21 protein-coding genes are annotated in these 22970 nt (G+C 70.8%); 9 read left to right on the top strand and 12 right to left on the bottom strand.

The genetic code is table 11. The features are described 5' to 3' along the window. Nucleotides 1–21: 21 nt before the first annotated feature. Together BMZ92_RS37250 and BMZ92_RS04240 are read left to right on the top strand one after the other, a co-directional pair. Nucleotides 22–624 carry an LppA family lipoprotein gene (locus tag BMZ92_RS37250; RefSeq protein ID WP_177228539.1) on the top strand — a complete coding sequence of 201 codons (603 nt, stop codon included), beginning with the start codon at nt 22–24 and terminating at the stop codon, nt 622–624. 564 nt (nt 625–1188) lie between these two features. After that, entirely contained in the window at nt 1189–2319 is a 1131-nt protein-coding gene (locus BMZ92_RS04240; RefSeq protein WP_091504813.1) for a low temperature requirement protein A, read from the top strand. Nucleotides 2320–2369: 50 nt separating this feature from the next. Here the strand turns inward: BMZ92_RS04240 and BMZ92_RS04235 are convergent, their stop codons facing one another. Together BMZ92_RS04235 and BMZ92_RS04230 are read right to left on the bottom strand one after the other, a co-directional pair. Next, nucleotides 2370–3599, bottom strand: coding sequence for an Ig-like domain-containing protein (locus BMZ92_RS04235; RefSeq protein ID WP_218153397.1), 1230 nt, complete (start codon nt 3597–3599; stop codon nt 2370–2372). A 107-nt stretch (nt 3600–3706) separates the two neighbouring features. Then, the gene (locus BMZ92_RS04230) at nt 3707–4597 is read right to left on the bottom strand and encodes a patatin-like phospholipase family protein (RefSeq protein ID WP_091504392.1); all 891 of its coding nucleotides are present in this window, start codon (nt 4595–4597) and stop codon (nt 3707–3709) included. A gap of 90 nt (nt 4598–4687) precedes the next feature. Here BMZ92_RS04230 and BMZ92_RS04225 point away from each other — a divergent pair, with 90 nt between their 5' ends. Further along, nucleotides 4688–5677 carry a hypothetical protein gene (locus tag BMZ92_RS04225; protein ID WP_091504391.1) on the top strand — a complete coding sequence of 330 codons (990 nt, stop codon included), beginning with the start codon at nt 4688–4690 and terminating at the stop codon, nt 5675–5677. Nucleotides 5678–5702: 25 nt separating this feature from the next. After that, a complete protein-coding gene (locus BMZ92_RS04220) occupies nt 5703–7637 on the top strand; it encodes an acyl-CoA dehydrogenase family protein (RefSeq protein ID WP_091504390.1) in 1935 nt (644 codons plus the stop codon). Nucleotides 7638–7642: 5 nt separating this feature from the next. Here the strand turns inward: BMZ92_RS04220 and BMZ92_RS04215 are convergent, their stop codons facing one another. Genes BMZ92_RS04215 through BMZ92_RS04195 form a run of 5 tightly spaced genes read right to left on the bottom strand, consistent with a single transcriptional unit; the run spans nt 7643 to nt 13682 of the window. After that, complete coding sequence (locus tag BMZ92_RS04215; RefSeq protein ID WP_091504389.1) at nt 7643–8512, bottom strand: ROK family protein; 870 nt, start codon at nt 8510–8512, stop codon at nt 7643–7645. After that, nucleotides 8509–10083 (bottom strand): dipeptide ABC transporter ATP-binding protein, encoded by a 1575-nt coding sequence (locus BMZ92_RS04210; protein ID WP_091504388.1) that lies wholly within the window; start codon nt 10081–10083, stop codon nt 8509–8511. Before BMZ92_RS04210 ends, BMZ92_RS04215 begins: the two co-directional genes overlap by 4 nt. Continuing rightward, on the bottom strand, nt 10080–10964 hold the full coding sequence (locus BMZ92_RS04205) for an ABC transporter permease (protein WP_091504387.1): 885 nt from the start codon (nt 10962–10964) through the stop codon (nt 10080–10082). Before BMZ92_RS04205 ends, BMZ92_RS04210 begins: the two co-directional genes overlap by 4 nt. Continuing rightward, entirely contained in the window at nt 10951–11916 is a 966-nt protein-coding gene (locus tag BMZ92_RS04200; protein ID WP_091504386.1) for an ABC transporter permease, read from the bottom strand. The genes BMZ92_RS04205 and BMZ92_RS04200 overlap by 14 nt, the downstream gene beginning before the upstream one ends. Then, complete coding sequence (locus BMZ92_RS04195) at nt 11913–13682, bottom strand: peptide ABC transporter substrate-binding protein (RefSeq protein ID WP_091504385.1); 1770 nt, start codon at nt 13680–13682, stop codon at nt 11913–11915. The genes BMZ92_RS04200 and BMZ92_RS04195 overlap by 4 nt, the downstream gene beginning before the upstream one ends. Nucleotides 13683–13841: 159 nt before the next feature. Between BMZ92_RS04195 and BMZ92_RS04190 the strand changes: the two genes are divergently transcribed. The 3 genes from BMZ92_RS04190 to BMZ92_RS04180 are packed head-to-tail and all read left to right on the top strand — an operon-like array spanning nt 13842 to nt 17145. Next, nucleotides 13842–15005, top strand: coding sequence for an ROK family transcriptional regulator (locus BMZ92_RS04190; protein WP_245782892.1), 1164 nt, complete (start codon nt 13842–13844; stop codon nt 15003–15005). Continuing rightward, entirely contained in the window at nt 15002–16426 is a 1425-nt protein-coding gene (locus BMZ92_RS04185; protein ID WP_091504384.1) for a M81 family metallopeptidase, read from the top strand. Before BMZ92_RS04190 ends, BMZ92_RS04185 begins: the two co-directional genes overlap by 4 nt. Next, nucleotides 16423–17145, top strand: a complete 723-nt coding sequence (locus BMZ92_RS04180) for a copper homeostasis protein CutC (RefSeq protein ID WP_245782891.1) — start codon at nt 16423–16425, stop codon at nt 17143–17145. Before BMZ92_RS04185 ends, BMZ92_RS04180 begins: the two co-directional genes overlap by 4 nt. A gap of 16 nt (nt 17146–17161) precedes the next feature. Here BMZ92_RS04180 and BMZ92_RS04175 read toward each other — a convergent pair whose 3' ends face one another. From BMZ92_RS04175 to BMZ92_RS04160, 4 genes are all read right to left on the bottom strand, one after another. Beyond that, on the bottom strand, nt 17162–17797 hold the full coding sequence (locus tag BMZ92_RS04175) for a DedA family protein (RefSeq protein WP_091504383.1): 636 nt from the start codon (nt 17795–17797) through the stop codon (nt 17162–17164). 89 nt (nt 17798–17886) lie between these two features. Beyond that, complete coding sequence (lipA, locus tag BMZ92_RS04170; RefSeq protein ID WP_091504382.1) at nt 17887–18888, bottom strand: lipoyl synthase; 1002 nt, start codon at nt 18886–18888, stop codon at nt 17887–17889. Nucleotides 18889–18914: 26 nt separating this feature from the next. After that, complete coding sequence (locus tag BMZ92_RS04165; RefSeq protein ID WP_091504381.1) at nt 18915–19847, bottom strand: oxidoreductase; 933 nt, start codon at nt 19845–19847, stop codon at nt 18915–18917. Between the two features lie 20 nt (nt 19848–19867). After that, nucleotides 19868–20374: a hypothetical protein gene (locus BMZ92_RS04160; protein ID WP_091504380.1), complete on the bottom strand. Its 507-nt coding sequence runs from the start codon at nt 20372–20374 to the stop codon at nt 19868–19870. Between the two features lie 104 nt (nt 20375–20478). Here BMZ92_RS04160 and BMZ92_RS04155 point away from each other — a divergent pair, with 104 nt between their 5' ends. Both BMZ92_RS04155 and BMZ92_RS04150 read left to right on the top strand, forming a co-directional pair. Then, nucleotides 20479–21072 carry a TetR/AcrR family transcriptional regulator gene (locus BMZ92_RS04155; RefSeq protein WP_091504379.1) on the top strand — a complete coding sequence of 198 codons (594 nt, stop codon included), beginning with the start codon at nt 20479–20481 and terminating at the stop codon, nt 21070–21072. Nucleotides 21073–21265: 193 nt separating this feature from the next. Next, the gene (locus BMZ92_RS04150; RefSeq protein ID WP_091504378.1) at nt 21266–22201 is read left to right on the top strand and encodes an LLM class F420-dependent oxidoreductase; all 936 of its coding nucleotides are present in this window, start codon (nt 21266–21268) and stop codon (nt 22199–22201) included. A 40-nt stretch (nt 22202–22241) separates the two neighbouring features. On the opposite strand, the gene lipB is transcribed toward BMZ92_RS04150, so the two are convergent. After that, nucleotides 22242–22967 carry a lipoyl(octanoyl) transferase LipB gene (gene lipB / locus BMZ92_RS04145; protein WP_177228558.1) on the bottom strand — a complete coding sequence of 242 codons (726 nt, stop codon included), beginning with the start codon at nt 22965–22967 and terminating at the stop codon, nt 22242–22244. Nucleotides 22968–22970: the final 3 nt, after the last annotated feature.

Raw genomic sequence — 22970 nt, 5'->3', positions numbered from 1 at the left:
CACCGACTCCTGGAACCCACCATGAACCGCCTCATCCGCGTAACTCTGGCCGGTCTGACCGCCGCTGCACTGGTGCTCGAACTGACCGGGTGCGGAGGCAACGACCGTGCAGGGAGCCCCATGTCGGCAACGCCGGATCCGAACCGTCTGTCCCAGCAATTCGCCGACTTGCTGCAGCGTCCGGACATCGATCAGGCCACCGCGCGTTATGAGGAGATGTCGGGCCACATCCGCGACGCGTTGTCGGGGGCGTTTCCCGACCTGCGGTGGCGGCAGACGAGCCAGTTGACCGGCGCGGCTTGCGGGTTCGGCTACCCGGGTCTCGAAACTGACGGTGAACAGCGCGGACTGCCCAACTGGATGGCGCCCGGGAGCATTCCGGACGGGCGCTGGGATGAGGCCGTACGGGTCGTGCGGACGGTAGCCCTGAAGTACGGGTTCGACAAGGTCGTGACCACGGTCGGCCGGCCGACGGACCACGAAGTCGTCTTCTCCGACCCGTATGACGCCGAACTGAACTTCGGCTCGGCTGTCAACACCACCCTGCTGGTACGGACGGGATGCCACCTGACCCCGGAGGCGAAGAAGCGGGGACACCCCACCTCCTCGCCTGCGGGCGGCTGAGGTTCAGGGGCGAAGCCTCACTACTCACCGCTACAAGCTGTGCGGCAGGGGCAGGCGATCGGTACTCGGCATTCCGTGCCGCAGTCACCCCGGCGCACGGGAATCCGGCGCCACCGCTCACCATCGCGCTGGTCCTCGGCGTCGGGGAACTTCGGGCCCGGCGAGCACGCCGCTCTGCCGACCAACTACAGCACGTGACGATTGCTGCTCCATCCGAGTGATGGTTTCCTCGATGAGGTAGCGCTACTGAGAGCGACCAGGTAAACCTGGTCAGGCCTTCACTTCGAGAAATTCGCTACGGAAAGTGGCGGCCTGGCCCGCGGTCCGGGGATGGGACCACGAGCCCGGCGAGCCGGGGTCGTCCGGCTGGGACATCCGCTCGTTTCTCACGCTGCTGTCGGCGTCCGCGGGGGACCGTTCGGCAGTCGCGCGAAGGCACCTGCTCGGGTGGGCCCGCACGGAGGGGGAGCCGGGCTCACCCGAGCCCTCGTGGTGGGATGGCGGGGTACGAGCCGCCGGCCCGAGGGGAGAGCCGTGGAACGCACCCGTGTCTGGTACCGCCCGATGCTCGCGCGCGGACGCGCGGAGGAGCATCGCGCCTCGACTCCGCTGGAGCTGCTGTTCGACCTGTGCTTCGTCGTCGCGGTGAGCCAGGCCGGGGTCCAGCTGCACCACTCGCTCGGCGAGCACGAGATCGCCCACGGCGTGGGCACCTACTTCGTCGTGTTCTTCGCGATCTGGTGGGGCTGGGTCAACTTCAGCTGGTTCGCGTCCGCCTTCGACACCGACGACGTGCCCTACCGCGTCGCGACGTTCGTGCAGATCGCCGGTGCGCTCGTGGTCGCGGCGGGCGTGCCCGCGGCCTGGCACGAGGACCTCTCCATCGTCGTCGCCGGGTACGTGCTCATGCGGCTCGCCCTCGTCGCGCAGTGGTTGCGTGCCGCGCGGCAGGACGAGACGTACCGCGCGACGGCGCTGCGGTACGGGCTGGGTATCACCGTCGTGCAGGTCGGCTGGCTGCTCCGGCTGGTGGTGCCCGGCTCGTGGTTCGCGGCGAGCTTCCTCGTGCTCGTCGTGGCGGAGCTGCTGGTGCCGGTGTGGGCGGAGCGGGCGCGCGCGACGAGCTGGCACCCGCGGCACATCGCCGAGCGGTACGGGCTGTTCACGCTGATCGTGCTCGGCGAGTCGGTGCTCGCGGCGACGACGGCGATGGAGGACGCGCTGAGCAGCGGCCACGAGGTCGGGGAGCTGATCGCGGTGGCGGTCGCGGGGCTCGCGATCGTGTGCTCGATGTGGTGGGTGTACTTCGACCAGCCGGGGCACCGCCGCGTGCTGCAGTTCCGGCGCGGCTACGTGTGGGGCTTCGGCCACTACCTGATCTTCGGCTCGGCCGCGGCCGTCGGCGTGGGCCTGGAACTGACGATCGACCACGTCACGCACACCGGGCACCTCGGCACGACGGGAACCGCGCTCGCGCTGACCGTGCCGGTCGCGTTGTACGTGCTCAGCGTGTGGCTGCTGCACGTCGGGCCGCGCAACGAGTGCCGCCCCATCGCGCTCGGCTTCCCGCTGGCCGCCGTGCTCGTGCTGGCGGCGTCGGCCACCCCGATCGCGGTGTACCTGGTGGCGGCGGCGCTGGTCGCGCTGGTGGTCACGATCATCGTCGCCACCAGCGGGCACCCGGTCGAGGACTAGACGAGAACGGCCCGCGCCCCGGGCGGGAGCGCGGGCCGCGTCGGTGCCCCTCAGTTCAGCGCGCTGCCCTTCTGCCACGCGTCCCAGGACAGGGCCCAGTCGCCGTAGAGGTCCCACACCGGCAGCTGCTTGCCGCCGGAGTTGCTCACCTCCACGACGTCACCGAGGCCGAAGTTGTTGAAGAACCACTGCGCGTTGTCGGCGTTGAGGTTGATGCAGCCGTGTGAGACGTTCGAATTTCCTTGCGCCCCAACGCTGTTCGGGTTCTCGTGCACGAACTCGCCGTCGTTGGACATGCGCAGCGCCCAGTGCTCCTCGGACCGGTACCAGTTGGGGTCGCCCTTGCAGACCCCGTAGGTGCACGAGTCCATCGTGTAGTCCTTCTGCTTGTCCGAGATCACGTGCGCGCCGAGGTGCGTGGGAGTCGCGTCCTTGCCCATCGAGATCGGCATGGTCTTGACCAGCTGCCCGTTGTGGAAGATCTGCATCTGCTCGGTGTTGCCGTCCGCCTTGGCGATCCACGAGTCGTGCACGTGGTAGGTCTCCGTGCGGTCCTCCGCGCCGAACACGCCGTTGCCGAAGTCGACGCCGTAGATCTTCGCGCTCACGGTGAGCGTCGTGCCCGGCTGCCAGTACGTCTTGGGCCGGTAGTGCACGTTCTTGTCGTCGATCCAGTACCAGCTGCCCTGCTGCGGCGGGTTCGACGTCACCGACAGCTGCTTTTCCACGTCCGCCTTGTTCTTCACCGCGTACGTGAACTGGAAGACGATCGGCTGCCCCACGCCGACACCGCTCTGCGCCACGGCGGCCGGCGCCGGGATCATGTTCGGGTTGGCCTGCTTCGCGGGCGACAGGGTGCTGACCGTGCTCTGCTCCTCGACGGTCTTGCCCTTGTCGTCGGCCGCGTGCGCGTCGATCGAGTACTTCGCGCCGTAGCCGAGGACGTCGCTGGACGTCCACGTCGTCTTGTCCGGCGACAGCGTGCCCTTGACCTTGGTGCCCTTCGCGGTGTTGGTCACGGTCACGTCGGTGATCGTGCCGTTCGCGGCCTTCACGACGATCGGCGTCCTCGGGTTGACGTTCGTCGTCTGGGCGGGCTCGATCGAGACCTTCACGGCCGCGCCGGCCTCGGACGAAACCGGGGTACCGCCGCCGGTCGTCGAATTGTTGTCCGAATTGTCGGAACTGCACGCCGAAAGGGCGAGCACGGTCACCAGCATCCCGGTGAGCAGTCCGGATCGCGCTCTACCGGAGAAGCGTAAAGAGTTGTTCAAGAACATCTGGTCTCTTTTGTCGTGGAGGTCGGGAGGAGCGTGCCTGGTGCTTCAAACTACCGCGCCCCTACAGACGTCCGACCACGTGGTTTGTTGCCGGGGAGTGGCGTGCGTCACCACTCGTTTTCGGTGCCTGACACGACTTTCACACCCGGTCCGCCGTAAAGGCCGGGTCCGTCGACATCAAGGCTGTCGAGGTGTACCCGTGCGGCGCCATATGCACGCTCCGCCAGTTCTCCGGTGTGACGGAAATCCAAGGGGCTCAACCGCATCGGCACCGGTCCCGGCAGGTACACGACGGGCACTTCGGCCGCCGCGAGCGGTGCTTCCAGTACCGCCTGGTTCCGCATGCTGATCATCGCCGTGTACATCAGCACTTCCGCGATCGTGCGTGGCGGCGACGGGATCTGACCGGGAAAAGCACAGTCGAGCACCACCAGCGACTTGGCCCCCATCGCGAGTGCCTGCCGCATCGGCACGTTCGCCACGAGCCCGCCGTCGTAGAGCAGGTGGCCGTGGTGCTCGACGGGTGGGTAGATGCCGGGGATCGCGGCGCTCGCGAGGAGCGGCGCCAGCAGTTCGCCGGAGCGGAACAGGCGCGGCTCCGCGGTGTCGACGTCGGTGGTCACGACCCCGAGCGGCAGCTTCAGGTCCTCGAAAGTCGTGTGCTCACCGAGGTGTTCACGCACGATCGCGGCGAGGCCGGTGTTGGGGAACAGGTGTGTCTTCGCGTGCCGCAGCGTCCGCACCTGGCTGAACACCCCGCCGGGAAACGCTTCCTGACGCGTCATGTGCACCCAGATCTCCGGCAGCCGCCGCGTCGCGTCGGCCGGTTCCAGCGCGAGGAACGCGCCGTTGAGCGAACCGACGGACGTGCCGGTCACGAGGTCCGGGTGCACCCCGCGTTCGTCGAGCGCACGCAGCATCCCGACCTGCATCGCGCCGAGGCTGCCGCCTCCGCCGAGCACGAACCCGATGGGGCGGGGGAGGTTCAGCTCGGTCATGCCCCGATCGTCTCTCGCACGCCGCGTGGCGGCCATTCTTGGTGACGAATTCGATCGCCGCGCCAAGATCCGGGCTTTACGCTCCTCGTCGTGCTCCCCGTGGCCCACCTGCCCGCGTTCGAGAGTGACAGCACCGCGCTGCACCTCGCGCACCTGCGCGAGCGCGGCCGCGTGCCGTGGGAGTGGCTGGCGTGGATCGGGCTGCTCGTCGTGCTGCACGCGGCATCCGGGTTCGAGACCACCGACTTCATCGGCCTGCCGGTCGGGCTCGCCGCCTGGCTCGGCTGGACCGTCTGGCGCCGCCTGCGGTTCGTGCGCTGGACCCGCCCGGCCGAAGCCCTGCTGCGGGAACAGCCCTGGTTGCCGGTCGACGTGAGCCTGCGTGGCAGGCGGATCGTGGCCGGCGGGACGGTGTTCGCGCTGCCCGGGATGCCTCGTGAGGTGCGCAACGTCATCGCGCGCACCGGGAGGGTGTGGTTCGTCGGCCCGGACGGCGGGCTGGCGGTGATCCGCGTCGAGGGTTCCGGACGGCCGTGGCGCGCGCGGGTCCGGCGGAGGGCGGGACGGGTGACCGCGCCGAGGGCGGTGGACCACTGGTGGCGGAAGCGGCGGCGGTTCCGGCTGGCGGCGGGCTTCGCGGGGTTGTTCGCCGCCGCCCTCGTCGCGCTGCTCGTCGCCACGGTCATCGAACCACCGGCTCCCGACGAGATCGCCTACGTGCTCGTCGCCTACGGGATGGTCGTCGTTCCCTTGGCGGCGCTGGTCTTCGTCGCGCGACGGTCGCGGCCGCCGGCACCGGGGACCTGGACCCGGATCGCGGGCGCGGTCGACGACGCCGACTACATCGAGGACGACGAGCCGTTGGTCCACGGCTGGGCCGTGCTGCCGGAAATCGGTCCCGTCGAGGTCGAGATCGGCGGCTGCCCGCTCGACCTGTACACCGACATCTGGTTCCACCGGCGGATGTACGTGCTCGGGCGGCCGCGACCGGGCGAGGTCGTGCTCGGGCTGCCCGGCTTCCCGGTCACGGCGACGGCTTTTCTCGGCGGAGAGCCTTCCCTGATCGCTACCAGTGAGTAACACTCGTCACAAAGGCTTGACGCCGATGTTGAGGAGGTGCCCGGTGGCGAAACCGGTGAAGGTGACGGAACAGGAAGCCAGGGCACTCGCCGAGGAGTCGCGGGAAGCGGGCTGGGACAAGCCGTCGTTCGCCAAGGAGCTGTACCTCGGCCGCTTCCGCCTCGACCTCGTCCACCCGCACCCGCGGAGCACGCCCGAGGCCGAGGCGAAGGCGGAGCGGTTCCTCGGCCAGCTGCGGGAGTACTGCGCGACGATCGACGGCAGCGTCATCGAACGCGAGTCGCGCATCCCGGACGAGTACGTCAAGGGGCTGGCGGCGCTGGGCTGCTTCGGGATCAAGATCCCCGAGGAGTACGGCGGCCTCGGCCTGACGCAGGTCGCCTACAACCGCGCGCTGATGCTCGTCGGCTCGGTGAACCCGACGCTGGGTGTGCTGCTGTCGGCGCACCAGTCGATCGGCGTGCCGGAGCCGCTCAAGCTCGCCGGGACGCCCGAGCAGAAGGCGCGGTTCCTGCCGCGCTGCGCGAAGGGTGCGATCACGGCGTTCCTGCTCACCGAACCGGACGTGGGCTCGGACCCGGCGCGGCTCGCGACGACCGCGGTGCCCACCGACGACGGCGAGGCGTACGAGCTGGACGGCGTGAAGTTGTGGACCACCAACGGTGTCGTGGCGGAGCTGGTCGTCGTGATGGCGCGGGTGCCGAAGTCCGAGGGCCACCGCGGCGGGGTGACGGCGTTCATCGTGGAGATGGACACGCCGGGCATCACGGTGGAGCGGCGCAACGCCTTCATGGGCCTGCGGGGCATCGAAAACGGGGTGACGCGCTTCCACCGGGTGCGCGTGCCGAAGGAGAACGTGGTCGGCGGCGAGGGCAAGGGGCTGAAGATCGCGCTGGCGACGCTCAACACCGGCCGCCTGTCGATCCCGTCGATGTGCGCCGGTGCGGGCAAGTGGTGCCTGAAGATCGCGCGCGAGTGGGCGGGCGAGCGCGTGCAGTGGGGCAAGCCGATCGGCGAGCACGCCGCGGTCGCGAACAAGATCGCGTTCATCGCCGCGACGACCTACGCGATGGACAGCGTGCAGGAGCTGTCCGGGCACCTCAGCGACGAGGGCCGCAACGACATTCGCATCGAGGCGGCGCTGGCGAAGCTGTGGGCGAGCGAGATGTCGTGCCGCGTGGCGGACGAGCTGATGCAGATCCGCGGCGGGCGCGGGTACGAGACGGCGGAGTCGCTGGCCGCGCGCGGCGAACGCGCGGTGGGTGTCGAGCAGCTGGTGCGGGACCTGCGGATCAACCGGATCTTCGAGGGTTCGACGGAGATCATGCACCTGCTCATCGCGCGCGAGGCCGTGGACGCGCACCTGTCCGCCGCGGGCGCGCTCGCGGAAGCCGACGCGGACCTGTCCGCCAAGGCGAAGGCGGCCGCGAAGGCGAGCGGGTTCTACGCGAAGTGGCTGCCGCAGCTGGTCACCGGGCGCGGCCAGGTGCCGACGTCGTTCGCGGAGTTCGGCAGGCTGGCGCCGCACCTGCGCTACGTCGAGCGCACGTCGCGGAAGCTGGCGCGCTCGACGTTCTACGGCATGGCGCGCTGGCAGGCGGCGCTGGAGAAGCGGCAGGGCTTCCTCGGGCGGATCGTCGACATCGGCGCGGAGTTGTTCGCGATGGCGGCGAGCTGCGTGCGGGCGGAAATGCAGGACACGGCGGAGGCGCGGGAGCTGGCGGAGGCGTTCTGCCACCAGTCGCGCCTGCGGGTCGAGCGGCTGTTCGACGCCCTGTGGACGAACACCGACGACGGGGACTACGCGCTGACCGCGGGCGTGCTGCGGGGCCGGTACACGTCGCTGGAGGAGGGGGTCCTCGACCCGAGCGAGGGCACCGGCCCCTGGATCTCCGGGTGGACCGCCGGGAAGTCCACTGTGGAATCGGTGGCGCGGCGGACCAGCTCAGGGCAGGGGTGAGGCGCTCACTCCCGGACCAGGCGCACCGCCCCCAGCGCCACCGCGCGCGAGCCCAGCCGCGACAACCGGATCCGCACCGGAGTACCGGACAGGAGCGGCTGGGCTTCGAGCGCGCGCAGCACCGCCTTCTCCAGCAACGGCCACGACGCCACCACGCTGCCGCCGAGGATGGCCAGGTCCAGGCCCAGCAACCCGCCCGCCTGCGCGACCGCCGAGCCCAGGTGCCGCCCGGCTTCCTCGTAGACCGCCGCCGCCACGGCGTCCCCGGCCTCGGCGGCCGCCGCGATCTCCTGCGCTGTCAACGAGGCCCCCGTCCGCGCGGCGTAACGCCGGGACAGCGAGCGCCCTGACGCGTACGCCTCCAGGTGCCCCCGCTGCCCACACGAACACGGCTCGTCCCCGAACGCGCCCACGTGACCGATCTCCCCAGCGCCCCGGCCCCGCAGCAGCCTGCCGTCCACGAGCAGCGCCCCGCCGACCCCGGTGCCGAGCGTGACACCCAGCGCGTTCCGCAACCCCGCCGCCTCGCCGAGCAGAAACGCCCTGACGTCGTTCTCCGCACGCGCGGGCACGCCCAGCCGGGCCGAGAGCCCGGCGTTGATCGCGGTGCCCGCCCAGCCGGTGAACGAATCGCCCGTCGCGAGCACGGTGCCGGTGTTCGGGTCGACCACCCCCGCGGCACCGACACCGATCCCCGCCGGGGTGACACCGAAGGAGCGCACCAGCCCGGCGGCGATGTCCAAAATGGACTCGCCACCCTCGGTGGCCGGCGTCGGCCGCACCGCCTCCGCCACCACCTCGCCCCGCTCGTCGCACAACACGGCGAGCGTCTTCGAACCCCCGATGTCGAGCCCTGCCCAGAACCGTGCCGTCATACCGCGCGCGCCAACCGCCGCTCACGCTGCCGCGCCGGATCCGGCACGGGCGAGGCCAGCAGCAACGCCCGCGTGTACTCGTGTTCCGGCGTGCGCAGCACCTGCTCGCACGGGCCCTGCTCGACGACGCGCCCGCCGCTGAGCACGGCGACGCGGTCGCACACGCGGTCCACGACGGCGAGGTCGTGGCTGATGAACAGGCAGCCGAACCCGAACTCCTCGTGCAGCCGCGCCAGCACATCCAGCACCGTGGCCTGCACGGACACGTCCAGCGCGCTCGTCGGCTCGTCCGCGACCAGCAGTTTCGGGCCCAGCACGACCGCCCGCGCCAGGCTCACCCGCTGCCGCTGACCACCGGACAGCTCGTGGCCGTACCGGTGCAGCAGCGACTCGGGCAGCTCGACGGCGTCGAGCAGTTCCCGCACCCGCCGCAGCCGCTCACGCCTGCCCTGCCGGGTGTGCACGACCAGCGGTTCGGCGATCGTCTGCGCCACCGTCATCCGCGGGTCCAGGGACGACGCCGGGTCCTGGAAGACGGCGCCGATGTGCCGTCGTGCCTTGCCGTTCAGCGGTTCCCCGAACACGCGCACCCCGCCGGACTTCGGCTTCACGAGCCCCAGCGCGCAGTTGCCGAGCGTCGTCTTGCCCGAACCGGACTCGCCGACCAGCCCGACGATCTCCCCGGCGCCGACGTGCAGCGACACGGAGTCGACCACCCGCCGCCCGCCGTAGGTGACCACCACGTCCGTCAGCGACAGGACCGCGTCGGCCGGTTCGGGTTCGGAGTGGGAAGCCGTGCCCAGCAACGGAACCGCCGCCAGGAGCTGCTTGGTGTAGTCGGCTTCCGGGTGTTCGAACAGCTTCGTGGTGGCCGCCTCTTCGACGACGCGGCCCTGGCGCAGGACCAGCACCCGGTCGGCGAGGTCGGCGACGACGCCCATGTTGTGCGTGATCAGGAGCGTGCCCGTGCCCTCGTGCTCGCGGATGTCCCGCAGCAGGTCGAGGATCTGCTGCTGCACGGTGACGTCGAGCGCGGTCGTCGGCTCGTCCGCGATGATCAGCTCCGGCCCCGCCGCCAGCGCGATGGCGATCATCACGCGCTGCCGGAGCCCGCCGGAGAGCTGGTGCGGGTACTGGTCCAGGCGCCGCCGCGGCTCCGGCACGCCGACGCGGTCCAGCAGCTCGGCGCACCGGTCGCGGTAGTGCTTCAGCCGTTTCGGCTGCTCGTCGTGGTTGCGGATCGCCTCGGCCAGCTGGAACCCGATGGTGCGCAACGGGTTCAGCGCGGTCATCGGCTCCTGGAAGACCATGCCGGCGCCCTTGCCGCGGACGCGCCGCAGCGCCTCGCCCCGCAGGCCGAGCACGTCCTGCCCGGCCAGCTCGATCGAGCCGGTCACCTTCGCGTTCCCCGGCAGCAGCCCCAGCACCGCGAGCGCGGCCGTGCTCTTGCCGGACCCGGATTCCCCGACCAGCGCGACGATCTCGCCCTTGCCGACGGTCAGCGACAGGTTGTCGACGGCCGGACTGTCGCCGTAGGTCACCCGCAGGTTTTCGATGCTCAGCACACTCATCGCCGCCCCCTCACCGCGAACGCGTCACGCAGTCCGTCGCCCAGGAAGTTGATCGCACACACCACGAGCACGATCGCGATACCCGGCGGCAGGATGAGCCACCAGGCGCCGTCGTAGGTGTAGGTGATGCCCTTGCTCAGCATCGCGCCCCAGTCCGTCGTCGGCGGTGGCACGCCGAGTCCGAGGAAGCTGACGTAGGCCACGAGCAGGATCGCGTCGGCGATCTGGAAGGTCAGGTTGACCATCAGCGTGCCGATCGCGTTGGGGATGAGGTGCCGGAACACGATCCGCAGCCGTCCGGCGCCGAGCACCGAGATGGCCTTCACGTAGTCGCGTTCCTTGAGCGTCACCGTTTCCGCGCGCATCAGCCGCGCCGGGACGAGCCACGAGACGCAGCCGATGATCACCGCGAGCACCCACACGCTCGGGGTCACCAGCGTCGCGGCCACGAGCAGCAGGAACAACGCGGGGATGGCGACCCCGGTGTCGACGATTCGCATCAGCACGGCGTCGGCCCAGCCGCCCGCGTACCCCGCGAGCGCGCCCCAGATCGCGCCGATCGCGGTCGCGATGAGCCCCGCGACCACCCCGACGATCAACGACGTGCGCCCGGCGACCATGAGCCGCCCGAGCACGTCGTAGCCGAGGTCGTCGGTGCCCAGCGGGTGTCCGGCACCCGGCGCGAGCCGCGCGGCCTGCAGGTTCGTGTGCACCTGGTCGCTGCCGTAGAGCAGCGGGCCGAGGAAGCAGAACGCCAGCACCAGCAGGAGCAGGATGCCGCCGGCGACTGCCGTGCGGTGCCCGAGGAACGCCGAGAGGGTGCCGCGGTGGCGCCGCTCGGGTGCGGGCGCCAGCGAGATGGTCGGGTCAAGCGTGGTCATGTGCTCCCGCCCTCCGGATCCGGGGATCGATCAGCAGCTGCACGAGGTCGGCGAGCAGGGCACCGGCGACCGTCGCGATGGCGATGACGAGCACGACGCCCAGCAGCACGGGGTAGTCGGCGTTGCGGGCGGCGTTCCAGAACAGCAGTCCGACGCCGGGGTAGTTGAACATCGACTCGACGACGAGCGACCCGCCGAAGATCACCGGCACGTAGTAGCCGAGCATCGCGACGACCGAGGTCAGCGAGTTCGGCCAGACGTGCCGCCACAGGATCACCCGCTCCGGCGTGCCCTTCGCGCGGGCCGTGCGCACGTAGTCCTCGGTCAGGTTGTCCAAAGTGGAGGCACGCATGTACCGGCTGAACGCCGCCACCGTCGCGCCCGCGCCCGCGAGCACCGGCAGCACGAGCGAGCCGGGCTGCGACAGCAGTTCGCCGAGCGTGTCGCCCTGCGCGGCCTGCGCCGGGAACCACGGCAGGGCCTGCGAGAACAGGATGATCAGCAGCAGCGACAGGAAGAACACCGGCGTCGCGTAGAGCACGAACGCGATCCCGGTGCCGAGGTGGTCGAGCACGCCACCGCGCCGGACCGCCTGCCACACGCCCAGCGGCAGCGCGACGACGATCGCCAGCAGCGTCGAGGTCGCGGTGAGCACGAGCGTCTTCGGCAGCCGCTCGCCCAGCAGCGTCGTGACGTCGGTGTTCATCGAGTACGACTCGCCGAGGTCGCCGTGCAGCAGGCGGAGCAGGTAGTCCCAGTACTGCACCGGCAACGGCTGGTCGAACCCGGCGGAGTGGTTGAACGCGTCGATCTGCTCCTGCGTGGCCTTGACGCCGAGGATGCCGCGCGCGGGGCCGCCCGGCAGCAGGTGCAGCAGCACGAACGTGGCCACGGTGACCAGCAGCACGACCACGACGGCCAGCAGCAAGCGTTTTCCGACGTAGCGGATCATCGCGCCACCTCCTTCGTCCAGAACCAGCGCTGCGGCTGCAGGCCCGCGAGCGGGTCCTGGCTGACGCCGTGCAGCGCGGAGTCGATCGCCGAGACCTGGTACGGCGGGTTCGGCATCCAGATGACGGGCAGCTGCTCGGCGAGCCGGGCGCTGTAGTCGAGCATCGTCTGCGCCGCGTTCGCCTGTGTGGACGCGGAAACCAGCTGGTCGGTGACCGCGTCCGTGTACCCGCCGAAGTTCACGCTGGCGTCCGTCGTGAACAGCTGCTCGCCGCTGGGGTAAGCCGGGAAGTACCAGCTGCCCTGCGTGCCGAAGTACGACAGCTGCCACGAGCAGGAGGGCTCCTCGGGTTTGCACGTCGTGCCCGTCGCGAGGACGGTGTTGAGCGGCTGCGAGTTGATGTTCAGCTCGATGCCGATCCGCGCCAGCTCGGACTTGAGCTCCTGCATGGTGCCGTCGGTCTCGTCGGAGCCGGATTCCGTCAGCAGGGTCATTTCCAGTCGCGTGCCCCGCGCGACGCCCTCACCGCAGTCGCCCTCGCACGTGAGGACCCCGTCGCTCCCCGGCCGCCAGCCGTGTGAGGCCAGCAGGTTCCGCGCCGCGTCGAGGTCGAACGGGTACGGGTTGGTCTTCTGCCGGTCGGACAGGTACTGCGGGTCGTTGTCCTGCGGCACCGGGCCGTAGCCGGGGCTCGCGGTGCCACGCCAGATGACCGACGAGATGGCCTGCTGGTCGACCGCGTGCTGGATCGCCTGCCGCACGTACAGCTGGGAGAACGCCTTGCCCAGCGCGGGGTTGTTGAAGTTGTAGGGGATGTAGGTGATGGACCAGCCGTTCCACGGCTCGATGGTGTAGCCCTGCGCTTCGAGTTCGGGTTGCTGCCCCAGGTTCGACGTCGGCAGGTAGCCGTAGTCCACGCCGCCGGCCCGCAGCACGTTGTACTCCGCGGCGGAACTGGTGAAGGTGAGGAAGTCGACGCCGTCCAGGCGCGCGGGGTCTTCCCCGGTGTAGCGCGGGTTCTTCACCAGGCTGACCGCGCCGTTCGCGGTGAAGTTCCGCAACGCGAACGGGCCGTCCACGACCTTCCACAGTGGATTCGACGCGTAGGTGCCGAGGTTCTTCGCTTCGGCGACCAGGTGGTCGAAGATCCGCTTGGCGCCTTCAGGCGTGCGGTCGGCGTCGCCGTCACCCCATTCCTGGTGCGGCAGCGGAATTACGTAGGTCAGCTGGTTGGCCGTGAACCAGTCGTTGTTGTAGGTCTTGTCGAGCGTGAGCGTGAAGGTGTGCTCGTCGACGGCGTGGAAGGCGGTGACGTTGTCCGGGATCAGCCCGCTCGTGTAGGCACCCCAGTCGTCCTTGCCCGCGCGCACGAGGTTGAACCAGAACTCGACGTCCCGCGTGGTCACCGGGGTTCCCGTGGACCACGTGAGCGGCTTGAGCCGGATCGTGACCGTGCGGCCGTCCGCCGAATACACCGGCGGCTCGGCCGCGCTCGCCTGCTCGTCCATCGCGACCGCGCCCGAAGTGCCGTCGTAGGCGTAGAGCGGGACGTACATCGTGGACTGGATCGCCGAGTTGTAGCTGGCCGTGTAGCCCGGGTAGGAGATCGGCAGGATCCAGTTCGGTGTCGCCGACGGGGGCAGCGCGAACCGGACCGTCCCGCCTGGCACTTCGTTCTGCCCGCCGCCGCCGTGCTGCTCCCGCGCTCCGGCACAGGCCGTCAGCGCGAGACAGCAGACGGCCAGCAGGGCCAGTCTGCGCACCATTTTTCGCCTCACTTCCAACAAGATTGATGCAAGAGATTTCTTGCTGGGGCTTCCCGGGGCTGCCTATGCTGGCGGAGTCAACCACCTCCCATGGAAATCGCCAAGGGGGCCAGGTGACAATAAGGTTTCTGCATACTTACGACAGATTTGGTGCAAGTAGTGCTCGGTACTCCGGCCCCCGCCGCCACGGACCTGTTGTGGCTGATCACCAGTGGCCGCGCCACCTCCCGGATGGAGCTGGCGCGGGTGCTCGGGCTGCCGCAGTCGACGGTCTCGCTGCGGGTGCAGGCGCTGTTGTCCGCCGGGGTGCTGACGGAGTCCGGTGAGGGCCGGTCGCAGGGCGGCCGCCGCCCGCGGCTGCTCGCCGTCCGCCCGGAGTTCGGCCACGTCTGGACCGCCGAGTTCGGCTCCAGCCACGTGCGCGTCGGCGCGCTCGACCTCGGCGGGAACCTGTTGTGCACCACCGAAGCGCCCATCACGATCGACGCGCACCCCGACACCGTGCTCGCCGAGTTCGCCGCGACGGTGCACGACCTCGCGCGCCGGAGCGACGTGCCGGGCCGGTGGCTGGGCGTCGGTGTCGGGCTGCCCGGTCCCGTCGACTACGCGGCGGGCACCGTCACACTGCCCGCGCGGATGCCGGGCTGGCGCGGCTATCCCGTGCGTGCCGCGCTGCAACGGCACTTCACGCAGCCGGTGGTGGTGGACAACGACGCGAACCTGATGGCGCTGGGGGCGGCACGGCTGGGCCCGCCGGGCGAAACGCTGGTGGTCGTCAAGGCGGGCACGGGCATCGGCTCGGGCCTGATTGTCGAAGGGCGGCTGCACCGGGGTCGCGGTGGCGTGGCAGGCGACATCAGCCACGTGCGGGTCGCCGCCGGGGAGGAAAACCCTTGCAGCTGCGGCAATCGCGGTTGCCTGGAGACCGTGGCCAGCGGTGCGGCGCTCATCCGCCAGCTGCGGGAGGCGGGCGTCGAGCTGGCCAGTGCTGCCGAGGTGATGGCGGCGGCGGAGAACGCGCACCCGGAGGTCACGCCTGCCGTGCGCCGGGCCGGGCTGCTGCTGGGCGAGGTGCTGGCCACGGTGGTCAACTTCGCGAACCCGGACGCGGTGCTGCTGGGCGGCGCGTTGTCGGGGGCCGAGGCGTTCGTCGCCGCGGTGCGGGGCGCGTTGTACGAGCGGTGCCTGCCGCTCGCGACGCGGGAACTCAGGATCGACCGGGTCCGCACCGGCGCGGACACGGCTCTCGTGGGCGCGGGTGCGCTCACGCTGGAGGAAGTCTTCGACGAAGCCGTGCGAGCGGCGGGAAAGGTGGCCGGGTGAAGCCGTTGCGGATCGGGATCGCCGGAATCGCGATCGAGTCGAGCACGTTCTCGCCCCATCGCTCTACAGTGGACGATTTCGTGGTGACCCGCGACCGGGAACTGCTGGCGCGCTACGACTTCCTGCCCGCCGACGTCGAGTGGGTCCCGCTGCTGCACGCCAAGGCGCTGCCGGGCGGCGCGGTCACCGAGGAGTCGTACACCGAGCTGTCGGAGGAGATCTTCACGCGGCTGCGCGACGCCGGGCCGCTGGACGGGTTGTTCTTCGACATCCACGGCGCGATGAGCGTGGAGGGCCGGCTCGACGTCGAGGCGGATCTCGCCGAGCGGATCCGGGAGATCATCGGGCCGGACGTGCTGGTTTCGGCGTCGATGGACCTGCACGGCAACGTGTCGCGGCGGCTCGCGCGGGCGGTCGACCTGATCACCTGCTACCGGATGGCGCCACACGAAGACGCGTGGGACACGCGGGAACGCGCGGTGCGCAACCTGGTGGCGCGTCTGCGCGACGGTGGGAAACCCGCCAAGGCGTGGGTGCAGGTGCCGGTGCTGCTGCCGGGCGAGAAGACGAGCACGCGCATCGAGCCCGCGAAGAGCATCTACGCCCGCGTCCCGCAGGTGGAGGCGCTCGACGGGGTGCTGGACGCCGCGATCTGGGTCGGCTACGCGTGGGCGGACGAACCGCGCTGCCAGGCGGCGGTCGTCGTCACGGGCGACGACCGGGAACTGATCGCGGCGAAGGCGGCCGAGCTGGCGCGGGCGTACTGGGACGCGCGGCACGACTTCGCTTTCGTGGCCCCGACCGGAACGCTGGCCGAGTGTGTGAGCATCGCGAAGGCGAGCGAGGCGCGGCCGTTCTTCATCAGCGACTCCGGGGACAACCCGACGGCGGGCGGCGCCGGGGACACCTCCTGGAGCCTCGGCGAGCTGCTGCGCCTGGACGTGAACGGGATCTACGCGGCGATCGTCGATCCCGAGACCGTGGCCACCGCCGTGCGCGCCGGGATCGGCGCCACCGTGACCGTCGAGGTCGGCGGGAAGATCGACTCGGGCCCGTGTGGTCCGGTGCCGTTGACGGCGCGTGTCGAGGCCATCGACGCCGAAGATCCCGTGGCCGGGACGGCGGTGGTGCTGGCGGTGGGCGAGCTTCGGGTGATCGTGACGGCGCGCCGCAAGCCGTACCACCACGAGGCCGATTTCACCGCGCTGGGCCTGAAACCGCGTGAGGCGGAGGTGGTGATCGTGAAGATCGGGTACCTGGAGCCGGAGCTGTACGAGATGGCCGCGGACTGGCGGCTGGCGCTCACGCCGGGCGGGGTGGACCAGGACCTGCTGCGGTTGGGGCATCGGCGGATCGAGCGGCCGATGTTCCCGTTCGACCCCGGCATGCCCGCCCCCGACCTGACGCCCGAGCTGCTGTGAACCTGCGGATCGAGCTGAGCACGGACACCGTCGACGGCGCGGTGACGGCCGACGAGCTGGGCGCGGACCGGATCGAGCTGTGCTCGGCGGGGGAGCTGGGCGGGCTGACGCCGGGGCCGGGCCTGCTGGCCGCGGTGCTCGCGCGGTGCCACCGCGCGGAGGTGCACGTGCTGATCCGCCCGCGGGAGGGCGGTTTCCGGTACACACCGTCCGAAGTGGACGCGATGCTGACGGATGTCCGCCACGCGGCGATCTCCGGTGCGGCCGGGGTGGTCGTCGGGGCGTTGACGGCGCGGAACGAGCTGGACCGGGCGGTACTGGCGGACCTGGTCGCGGCGGCGGACGGCCTGCCGGTGACGGTCCACCGGGCGATCGACGTGTCGGCGGATCCGGTGACGGCGGTGGAAGCGCTGGTGCCGCTGGGAGTGCGGCGCGTGCTGTCGTCAGGAGGCGCGGCGCGGGCGGAGGACGGCGTGCCGGTACTGCGCCGGATGGTCGCCGCCGCGGGCGATGCGCTGGCGGTCATGGCCTGCGGTGGCATCCGGCCGCACAACGCGCTGGCCATCGCTCGGGCGACCGGGGTGCGGGACCTGCACGCGGCCCCGCGCCGCCGCCTCCCACCGCCACCCCCGTCGGCGGTGGACTACGGCACGTACGCCGTGCTGGACGAGGAAGCGGCGGGGGCGTTGGTCGCGCTGGCGCGTTCAGCGGAGGGCTGAACACCACCGGGCCCCCTCAGACGACGTCCTTCTGCTTCGTGTCCTCCGTGGAGCGCTTCTTCCGCCAGCGGTGCAGGAAGAACAGCCCGACGAGCACCAGCACCCCGAGCACGATCAGCCCGCCGGTGTTCATGACGCTCTCGATCTGCTTCGCCGCTTCGCCGAGCGCCACGCCGATGCTGATGTGCAGCGCCGACCAGCACATCGCGCCCGCGAAGGCCGCGGGGAGGAACTTCCGGAACGGCAGCCCCGACGTGCCCGCCGCCGCGGGCGTCAGCGTCCTGATCACCGGCAGGAACCGCGCGAAGAACACCGCCCACGCGCCCCGCCGCTGCAGGATGCCCGTCGCCCGGTCCCAGGCGTCCAGGCCGTGCTTCTGGATCAGCTTCGTCTCCCGCAGCCGCGGCCCCCAGCGACGCCCGATCGTGTAACCGATCGAGTCACCCACCGTGGCGCACACCGTGACCACACCCCACAGGATCAGGAACCGGGGCACGGTGTGCGCGGTCGTCGCGGCGATCAGCAGTCCCGACTCGCCGGGCGCGAGGAAGCCGAGGCCGATGGTGCACTCGAGGAACACGAGCAGCCCCGTCGCGCCGACGAGCGCCGGCTGCGGCAGGTTCTGCAGCCAGTTCAGGATGTCGGTGATCACGCTGTAGCTCCCCCTGTCCGGTTTGTCGGTGTCGCACGGTCCAACCTAGCGAACCCGGCGGGGAGGGGCTTCCGGGACGAACCCTGAAATCAGCGGGTCAGCAGGCTGCTGGCTTCCTGTGCCGCGGGCCCGGCCTCGGCCAGGTGCGCCAGGTTCTCCGGCAGCGGCTCACCGCGGTGCCGCTTCGTCTGGGCGTACAGCCGACCCGCCCGGTACGACGAGCGCACCAGCGGACCGGCCATGACCCCGGCGAAGCCCAGTGACTCCGCGACCTGCGAATGCTCGACGAACTCCTCCGGCTTGACCCACCGGTCGACCGGGTGGTGCCGCACCGACGGGCGCAGGTACTGGGTGATCGTCAGGATCTCGCAGCCCGCGTTCACGAGGTCACGCATCGCGGGCTCGACCTCCTCAGGGGTTTCCCCCATACCGAGGATCAGGTTCGACTTGGTGACGAGCCCCGCCTCGCGAGCCTTCGTGATCACTTCGAGTGAACGCGCGTACCGGAACCCGGGGCGGATCCGCTTGAAGATCCGCGGCACGGTCTCGACGTTGTGCGCCAGCACCTCCGGCCGCGACGAGAACACCTCGGCCAGCTGCGCGGGGTCGGCGTTGAAGTCGGGGATCAGCAGCTCGACGCCGGTGCCCGGGTTCAGCGCGTGGATCTGGCGGACCGTCTCGGCGTACAGCCACGCGCCGCCGTCCTCCAGGTCGTCACGCGCGACACCCGTGACCGTCGAGTAACGCAGCCCCATCGCCTGCACGCTTTCCGCGACGCGCCGCGGCTCCTCGCGGTCCAGTGCGGCGGGCTTGCCGGTGTCGATCTGGCAGAAGTCGCAGCGCCGGGTGCACTGGTCGCCACCGATCAGGAACGTCGCTTCGCGGTCTTCCCAGCACTCGTAGATGTTGGGACAGCCCGCTTCCTCGCACACGGTGTGCAGGCCCTCACGGCGCACCAGGCCCTTGAGTTCGGTGAACTCGGGGCCCATCTTCGCCCGGGTCTTGATCCAGGACGGCTTCTTCTCGATCGGGGTCTCGGCGTTGCGGACCTCGAGCCGCAGCAGCTTCCGACCTTCAGGCGCAACAGTCACGCCCCCCAGACTACGCGCCGGGACCACTACATCGGGTCCGGCGTGATCCCGGTCAACTCGGCCGTCCGCGCCCACAACGCGGCCCCGGTCGCCCGGTCCAGCGCGGGCCGCACGGGCTGGATGATCACGGGCTCCCCGCGCATCTGGAACGTCTTCGGCGCGACGTAGTCCCCGCCGTTGACCTCGGGCGCCGTCGCCGCGTACAGCTGCGGGAGCGCACCCCGCCGCACGTTCTGCGCGAGCACGACGTCCCCGATCTTGAACGCGGCGCGCAGCGCCTTGCGCACCAGGACGCTGGAGTACGAGGCGGCCATCGCGGAACCCAGTCCGGTGGCCGTGTAGCCGGGAGCGGCCGCGACGCTGCGGATGTCCTCGTCCGCGGCCCGCAGCCGCCGGTCCAGCTCCAGCGCGAACACCTGGTTGGCGAGTTTCGACTGCCCGTACGCCGCGGCGGCGTTGTACCGCCGGTGCTCGAAGTTAGGGTCGTCCAGGTGCAGCCGCGCCCCGAACGCGCCGATGCTGGTGAGCGTCACGACGCGCGCGTCGGTGCCTTCGCGCAATGCGGGCATCAAGAGCCAGGTCAGCGCGGCGTGACCGAGGTAGTTGGTGCCGAACTGCAGCTCGAAGCCGTCGGCGGTGGTGCCGTGCGGGGTGGCCATCAGGCCGGCGTTGTTGATCAGGAGGTGCAGCGCGCCGTCCTCACGGGCTTCCGCGGCGGCCTTGCGGACCGACGACAGGTCCGCCAGGTCGAGCGTGATCAGCCGTGGTTCCGTGTGCGCCACCTCCTGGACGGCGCGCAGCGCCTGGGCCCCGCGTTCCGCGGACCGGCACGCGAGCAGCACGCGGGCCCCCTTCGCGGCGAGGGCCTTCGCGCTCTGCAACCCGAGCCCGGAGTTCGCGCCGGTGATCAACGCGGTGCGGCCGGACTGGTCCGGTATGTCAGCTTCGGTCCACGGCATACCGGGTAGTAGACACCACGTCACGCGGTGGGCGCGAGCATGCGCAGCAGCTGGCCCAGCGGGTTGCGGCGCGGCGCCGGGAGCTCCGGCCCGTGCCGGAGCAGCGCGGTGAACGCCGCGCCCACCTTCGTCAGCTCCTCGACGGGTTCGCCGGGCTCGGCCAGCCCCGCGGCGACGGCGAGCATCCGCTGCTCGGCCTCCTGCACGCGGCGCAGCGCGGGGTGCCGCTCGGCGGCGGCGTCGAGCACCGCGCGCAACGTGCGGTTCCGGCGGGTGGCCTCGTGCCAGGCGCGGGTGACCGCGTCAACGTGGTCCTCGGGCTCGCTTTCGAACTCCGTGCGCAGGTGCCCGCCGAGCACCTGGCTCCAGCGGTACTGCAGCGCGAGCACGAGCTGTTCCTCGGTGCCGAACAGTTCGCGTGCGCCGGGTACCTCGGCGAAGGGCAGCGGCCCGCGGGGATCGCGCGCGGCCCGCCGCAACACCGCGTCGGCGACCTCGCGCCGCCGGTGGAAGTCGGTCCAGCTCATGAGTTCAGCCCCCATACTCCGAGTCTGCTCCATACTGTCGGTATGTCGAACATACCACGGGTATGTCAAAGGGAGGGCTGGCGTAAGCTGTGGTGGTGGTGACAATGCGGTCCAGGCGACTCGACTATTCGGAGTCCACTCGATCGGCACTGGTGGACAGCGCGGTCGAACTGTTCACCAAGCGGGGGTACGCGGGCACGTCGCTGGACGAGGTCGCGAAGCGGGCCAGGGTGACCAAAGGCGCGCTGTACCACCATTTCAGCGGAAAGCAGGCGCTTTTCGAAGCGGCGTTCGCACAGGTGGAAAGCGCGGTTTTCGGCAGGCTGGAAGAAATCATGCGCGGCCCGGAGCCGCCGTGGGAGCGCGCGCTCGCCGGGCTGCGTGAGTTCATCTCCAGCTGCCTCGACCCGTCGTACCAGCGCATCGCCATCCACGAGGGTCCCGTCGTCATGGGCTGGGAGCGCTGGCGCGAGGCCGAGGACAGGGCGAGCTTCGGGCTGATCCGGTCGAGCCTGGAGGACCTCATCGAGGCGGGCGAGGTGGACAGCGTCCCGGTCGAGATCACCGCACGCCTGCTGTTCGGCGCCCTCTCCTCCGCGGCGACGGAAATCGCGAGCTCCCCGGACCCGAAGAAGGTCGGGGCCGAGGTCGAGACCGTGATCGTCCAGCTCCTCACGCGGGTCCGCCGCACCGATTAGGGCAGTTGGGCGGCGGGGCCGCTTCGCCACGCGACGAGCTTGCGCCGCCGCGGGTTCTGAGGGGCTTCGTCGCGAGGACAGCGCCGAGGTGGTGACCTGGCGGTCATGACGAGGCGATCCCGGAGCGAGGGAGCCCCTCAGGTTCCGCTACCCGCACCGGCGACCAAGCCCACCGGAATCTAATCTTGTTTTCGTGGACGTACGGATCTTCACGGAGCCCCAGCAGGGGGCCAGTTACGACGACCTGCTTCGCGTCGCCAAAGCGACCGAGGACGCCGGTTTCGACGCGTTTTTCCGCTCTGACCATTTCCTGAAAATGGGCGGCGTTTCGGGCCTGCCCGGCCCGACGGACGCGTGGCTCACGCTCGCCGGCCTCGCTCGCGAGACGCGGCGCATCCGCCTCGGCACGCTCGTCACCTCGGCCACCTTCCGGCACCCCTCGGTGCTCGCGATCTCCGTCGCGCAGGTGGACCAGATGTCCGGCGGCCGCGTCGAGTTCGGGTTCGGCGCGGGCTGGTTCGAGGCCGAGCACACCGCCTACGGCATCGACCTGCCCCCGGCCAAGGAGCGCTTCGACCGCTACGGCGAGCAGCTGGAGATCATCACCGGCCTGTGGGAGACGCCCGAGGGCGAGACGTTCAGCTTCTCCGGCGAGCACTACCGCCTGGAGAACGCGCCCGCGCTGCCGAAGCCGGCGCAGACCCCGCGCCCGCCGGTGATCATCGGCGGCACCGGCAAGAAGCGCACGCCCGCGCTGGCCGCCCGGTTCGCCGACGAGTTCAACCTGCCCTTCGCCGACGCCGCCACCGCCGCCGCCCAGTTCGAGCGCGTGGACGCCGCCGCGCGCGAGATCGGCCGCGACCCCAAGGAGATCACGCGCTCGCTCGCGCTGGTCGCCTGCGTCGGCGCCGACGACGCCGAGGTGTCCCGCCGCGCCGCGGCCATCGGCCGGGAGGTGCCGGAGCTGAAGGAGAACGGGCTGGCCGGTTCGCCCGCCGAGGTGGTCGACAAGATCGGCCGCTACCGCGAGGAAACCGGGATCACCCGCGTGTACCTGCAGATCCTCGACCTCGGCGACCTGGCCCACCTGGAGCTGATCGCCTCGGACGTGCTGCCGCAGCTGTCCTGAAAGAGAAGGAGGCGGCCCCTGCGCGGGGCCGCCTCCTTTTTCACGACTGCAGTGCGAAGGTGACGCCGGGGGCGCTGGGCGCCTCCGGCCGCGCGAGCCAGCGGTCGCTCACGGCCAGCTCGCCGTCGAGCGCGGCCAGCACGGCGTCGCGCGCCAGCGGCAGCGCCTCCTCGACCGTCACGTCCCGCTCCAGCTCCCAGGACAGCGAGGTGACGCCCGCGTCCCGGATGCCGCACGGCACGATCTTGTCGAACGCGCTCAGGTCCGCGTCGCAGTTCAGCTCGAACCCGTGCATCGTCACGCCGCGCTGCACGCGGATGCCGATCGCCGCGATCTTGCGCTCCGGCCCGCGGTCGTCGGCGGGCACCCACACGCCGCTGCGGCCCTCGACGCGCCCGGTGTGCACCCCGAACTGGTCGCACACGCGGATCAGCGCCTCCTCCAGCCGCCGCACGTAGTGCACGACGTCGATGGGGTCGGCGAGCTTGACGATGGGGTAGCCGACGAGCTGGCCGGGCCCGTGCCAGGTGATCCTGCCGCCGCGGTCCACGTCCACGACGGGGGTGCCGTCGGCGGGCCGGTCCTCCGGCTGCGTCCGCTTGCCCGCGGTGTACACCGACGGGTGCTCCAGCAGCAGCATCGTGTCGGGGCCGGTGCCGTCCGCACGCGCGTTCGCGCACTCCCGCTGCAGGTCCCAGGCTTCGAGGTAGTCGATGGTGCCGATCGGACGGACGTCGACCGGCTCGGTGGTGGCACGGCAGGAAATCCT

Source organism: Amycolatopsis sacchari, from assembly GCF_900114035.1.
In the GTDB taxonomy this organism is placed as follows: domain Bacteria; phylum Actinomycetota; class Actinomycetes; order Mycobacteriales; family Pseudonocardiaceae; genus Amycolatopsis_E; species Amycolatopsis_E sacchari.
Note: the sequence above shows the minus strand (reverse complement) of the source record. Positions and strands in the feature narration are given on the sequence as shown.